The sequence below is a fragment of the Geobacter sp. OR-1 genome (assembly GCF_000813145.1).
Lineage (GTDB): Bacteria > Desulfobacterota > Desulfuromonadia > Geobacterales > DSM-12255 > Geoanaerobacter.
In genome coordinates this window covers 1-4662 of record NZ_BAZF01000045.1, presented here as the reverse complement: position 1 = coordinate 4662, position 4662 = coordinate 1, and the positions used below count along the sequence as shown (strand labels likewise).

General features: G+C 48.8%; 5 protein-coding genes. 4 read left to right on the top strand and 1 reads right to left on the bottom strand.

What is annotated here, in order from left to right; all coding sequences use genetic code 11:
• Positions 1-940 precede the first annotated feature (940 nt).
• Positions 941-1339 (top strand): PilZ domain-containing protein, encoded by a 399-nt coding sequence (locus OR1_RS20340; RefSeq protein WP_082003067.1) that lies wholly within the window; start codon positions 941-943, stop codon positions 1337-1339.
• Positions 1340-1532: 193 nt separating this feature from the next.
• Here the strand turns inward: OR1_RS20340 and OR1_RS20335 are convergent, their stop codons facing one another.
• Entirely contained in the window at positions 1533-2024 is a 492-nt protein-coding gene (locus tag OR1_RS20335) for a MarR family winged helix-turn-helix transcriptional regulator (protein WP_041974954.1), read from the bottom strand.
• Between the two features lie 270 nt (positions 2025-2294).
• Between OR1_RS20335 and OR1_RS20330 the strand changes: the two genes are divergently transcribed.
• The 3 genes from OR1_RS20330 to OR1_RS20320 all read left to right on the top strand — a co-directional run.
• Positions 2295-3080 carry an IclR family transcriptional regulator gene (locus tag OR1_RS20330; RefSeq protein WP_041974953.1) on the top strand — a complete coding sequence of 262 codons (786 nt, stop codon included), beginning with the start codon at positions 2295-2297 and terminating at the stop codon, positions 3078-3080.
• A gap of 264 nt (positions 3081-3344) precedes the next feature.
• Entirely contained in the window at positions 3345-3653 is a 309-nt protein-coding gene (locus tag OR1_RS20325) for a DUF485 domain-containing protein (protein WP_041974952.1), read from the top strand.
• 15 nt (positions 3654-3668) lie between these two features.
• Positions 3669-4662, top strand: a 994-nt coding sequence (locus tag OR1_RS20320; protein ID WP_160295291.1) for a cation acetate symporter, incomplete at its 3' end; no start/stop codon positions are given.

Below are 4662 nucleotides of genomic sequence, written 5' to 3'. Positions count from 1 at the left end.
TAAAAATCAAGACCTTACAGGTGATTCTGTAGGGTCTTTTTCTTTGCCTTTATTCTATAGGGTCAGTCGCTTGATAAATCGCCTTCTTTTGCAAATTTGTTTCTACTTCCCCATATCCATACAAAAAGCTTTTCCAGCGGTTAATCGGTTAAATAAACCGGGTTCCTTTGCTAAGAGATCAAATCTCGCGCAATTGTTAAAATTATTCTCACCATGCATTAGGCTATATTACATGATTTCGACATGTTAGCTATGGCACAAATATGGCTTAACATAAGATGAAATTCACTCTTGGTAATTGAGGTGAAATCATGGCAACGATATTTCTTGTAGCATTAGTATCAAGCTGGATTTCTGTCATCTTGGGTGCACTATTCCACAAACCTGAACCTAATCATTAACAGAGCTTGCCATGCGGCGCATTGGTGTTCTGTATCAAGTGCCGCTGTTTTAAATCGGTCAATGGCGGTTCTTAATCCTGGTATGGCACCGGCAAGAGATGCCCTGTCGATCACCGAATAATCCGGCATCCCTTCAGCGAAGATTCCATCCGGCCAGTGGAAACAGGAAAGTTCTGCAATCATCTAGCGGATTATTGCTTTCGGGGTGTATTCTTGACAGCTCCCCATTTCGGGGAGCTTCAACAACAGATGCAGTCTTTTGCTCTTGCTTCAACTTAGCTGGTCGTTGCTGTCATCGCCTGATCTTATATTAAATGTTAGTAAAATTTTATTTGACTGTATGTGACATTATTGTCATATTGCTTTCGCAAGGTCCTTCCCCTTGTTTTCACCACCCCATCTTTGAATCATTCAGATGGGGGTTTTTTATTCCTGGTAGAGAACTATTCAGCAATTGTTTTGTTCTTCTCGTGTTGCGGCAATTTGATTATCTGGTATAATTATGTTTCATTAGCATCAATTGAGTTCGGCGGTGCGACATGCTAGAAGATAGGCAACACGCACGAAGCAATTGTGAAGAGAAATGCATGCTTCACCTGAGAGGATGGTATTATCCGGCAACGGTTAAGAACATTTCTCTTGGTGGCGCCCTCGTTGGTTCCGGTACATCGCTGACTGGTCTTCACTTCGGGGAGCCGTGCAATTTCTTTGTTTATGAAGATTTCTTTTGCGAGTTTTATTGCAAGGTCGTAAGGGTAAATGAGTATGCTGTCGCTCTGAAAATCATCGATGGATACAGTGAGAGTCCATTCGTAAAATTCATCGCCGGTTTGAATGATGCTTTGAAGGATAAAAAAGGCGGGATAATGTTGGCAGGATTATCGAAATCTATCCAGGCGGACCATCGCGTTCTTTACCTCCTTCCTGTTGAGGTTTAGTTTACTGATTTTGTGCGGTTTCAGCCGCATGTCCCAAAAGATTTTCTCTCTCCTTAATCCTGAGTGCCATTCCATAATTTATACGCAGCACGATTCTCAAGAGTTGTTTTATATTGCCGGAGTGACCGCGAGGAAATCGCAGCAGGGAGGATCGTTACCTGTTTTCTCTGTTGCCCCTGCGGCAGGGCCTCGGCTATGCGATGTTTACCTCATTTGACAAGATCAAACGTGGCGGCGCCTCTTCCATGCCGAGAATCTTGACAAACTCAGCCATACCTTCATGTATTCTCACCAGTTTATCGTCGGTTATTTTCTCCAAGCCAGTAACCAACATCCCTTGAGCGACATCAGGGGATGTTGCGACCAATTTCTCTCCTGATGCTGTGAGTGCCACATCAACCACACGCCTGTCTGTTTTTGAGCGGCTTCGCTGAACCAACTCCTGAGCCTCAAGGCGATCGAGTATGCCAACAACGGTGGTGGGATGCAGGTACATTCGTTTTGCCAGGTCTGAGACCTTGATTGACTTGCTCTCTGCGATGACCTTTACAGCCCACAACTGTGAACCGGTCAAGCCGGTGATCCGTTCGGCTTGCCGGGAAAAATCCGTAACAGCCTGAAATATGCGTCTCAGGTCATCTATGGTCTCAGCAACTATTTTATTCCGATCAGGTAATTTCGTCATATTTCCTCCACCGGTAAAAAGTTGGGAAACTATACCGCTATTTTACAATTTTATCGACATCAAATTCACAAATTTCACCGAGATTACGACTAATGCCGACAACTAATAAAATAGCCATTAAAAAAATTAGTTGCAAATAAAATCTTGTTATACTAATTTATTTGTAACACCAATTATTGTTATTATCAATAAATTGGATCACCAGGCACTTGCCGCTTATCCGTCGCTTGCCATGGTTTTTACTGCACATACAAGAAAGCGAGTGCCGCTATGAAACATTCTGCGCTTATTTCGCCAGAATATCGGATTAACACAGTTGAAAAGGCTATTGAGGCTATAGAACTCCTGTCGGATACATCAAACGACAATAACAACTTGGTCTATATGGCTGAAAAATTAGGCCTTTCACGTAATAAAACCTTCCGCATCCTCTCAACGTTAACAGAGCTTGGTATTGCAGAAAGAGATGTCAGTCGCGGCACATACCATTTGGGGATAACAGCGTTCGAATTCGCACGGAAACTGTTAAGACCGGCATCGGTAATAAACAATGCGCACCCGGTTATCGAGGAGTTATCAAGAAGGCATCAGGAAGACGTTTATTTGACGGTGATGTGCGATAAGGAAGTCTTGTTTCTTGATATGGCAGTCTGTAAGCAGCAAGTAAAAACCATGCCGCTCGTCGGAATGCGGTACCCGTTTTTCGCGACTGCCGCGGGGAAAGTTATGGCTGCTATGGGGGTTTCGCTTGATCATGTCGGAACTTTGCTTGGAAAGAGCAGGCGTAACGGATCTAATGTGCGAATCGACCTCCTCGAACAGGAGTTGGCACAGATACGAAATGATGGCGTTGCTGTAGATGAGGATTCCCTTGGCGAAGGGGTGGTAAGTATCGCGGTCCCGTTCAAGGATTATGCAGGTAAAGTACTTGGCGCTATCACGCTACTTGGTCCCTCGTTTCGCCTGTTATCAGAAAGGGTGGAGCAAGAGATAATACCCTCCATGCAAGAGTTTGCGGAGCAACTGTCATTCAGGTTTGGTTATTCGCCGGCATAACCCGAGGCAAGTAATGGTCAGGTGGCTGGTTCCGGGCGGATTACTGATGTATGAGCGATGATATCCGGCTTTTCACGGTTCTGCGAAGCAGAGATGTGATCGATTAATTTCGGGTATGCACTCATTGAAAATCGGAGCACACAGCAGGAAACAATACAGATCGAAAGGAGGCGAGAGCAAGCCAGCTAAAAATTTTAAGGGAACGTATGGAGCGGGACGCCGTTCCATCAATGCTTTAACCTTACCAAGAAAGGAGTAACTATCATGGCAGAAAGGCAATACGATTGGGCCGCAATAGCGAGAAACCCAAAATTCATCGAACTGCATCGCAAAAAGACGGTGTTCCTGTTCGGCTGGTGGATTTTTTCCACTGTTTATTATTTCCTCCTCCCCATTGGGGCAGCTTTCGCACCAGGCCTGTTCAAGGTCAAGATGATCGGCGTGATCAACTTCGGTTACGTATTCGCGATCTCGCAGTTCGTCGTTTCGTGGGGGCTTGCCCACTATTACGCCCATGTGGCCAACAAAGACTTCGACCGGCTCACCCGTGAGCTGGTTGACGAGCTCAAGTAAAGGAGGAGGACCATTATGATCAAGAAGACTATAATCGCAGCAGCTCTGGCCCTCTCCCTGGGTTCCATCGCATTTGCCGAGCCGGCCAAGGCTCCTGCCCCGGCCGCCGCTCCGACAGCAGCAGCGCCCGCAGCAACTGCCCCTGCGGCTCCCGGAGCCCCGGCAGCAGTAGCGCCAGCAGCCGCTCCGATGCAGAGCCAGGCCGCTCCGGCCCCTGCAGCCCCGGTAGAAAAGAAGACCATAAAGGCCAACAAGACCATCACCATCGGCATGTTCCTGGTCATCATCGCCATCACCATGTCAGTTGTTGTCTGGGCCGCCAAGCGGACCAAGACCGCGGCCGACTTCTATGCCGCGGGCGGCGGGATTACCGGCACCCAGAACGGCTGGGCGATCGCCGGCGACTACATGTCAGCCGCATCGTTCCTCGGTATTTCCGGGATGATCTCCCTTTACGGGTATGACGGGTTCATGTACTCGGTCGGCTGGCTGGTGGCATACATCACCGTGCTCCTGATCGTTGCCGAGCCGTGCCGGAACGCCGGCAAGTACACCCTGGGAGATATCCTCTCCTTCCGTACCGAGCCCAAGCCGGTCCGCGCCGTGGCCGCAATCTCGACAGTTGCCGTGTCCACCTTCTACCTCACCGCCCAGATGGTCGGTGCCGGCAAGCTGATGGCTCTTCTGGTCGGCATTCCGTACAAGACCGCCATCATCGGCGTCGGTATCCTGATGATCGGCTACGTCGTTTTCGGCGGCATGACTGCCACCACCTGGGTTCAGATCATCAAGGCCGGTCTCCTCATGTCCGGTGCATTCCTCCTCTCCGTTCTGGTCGGGATGAAGGCCGGTATGAACCCGATCCAGTTCTTCCAGGACGTCGTCAACAGCCCGAACATCCAGGACCATGTGGCCAAGCTGGTGCTGAAAGACGGTGTGATCCTTGCCGGAGCGGATGCCGGGCAACGGTTCCTTGAGCCTGCGCTCTTCATGAAGGCGCCGCTCGACC

What these genes read in the sequence shown, in the direction of transcription:
- OR1_RS20330 (WP_041974953.1), top strand. Translation starts at nt 2,295, where the DNA reads ATGAAACATTCTGCGCTTATTTCGCCAGAATATCGGATTAACACAGTT.
- OR1_RS20325 (WP_041974952.1), top strand. Translation starts at nt 3,345, where the DNA reads ATGGCAGAAAGGCAATACGATTGGGCCGCAATAGCGAGAAACCCAAAA.
- OR1_RS20335 (WP_041974954.1), bottom strand. Translation starts at nt 2,024, where the DNA reads ATGACGAAATTACCTGATCGGAATAAAATAGTTGCTGAGACCATAGAT.
- OR1_RS20340 (WP_082003067.1), top strand. Translation starts at nt 941, where the DNA reads ATGCTAGAAGATAGGCAACACGCACGAAGCAATTGTGAAGAGAAATGC.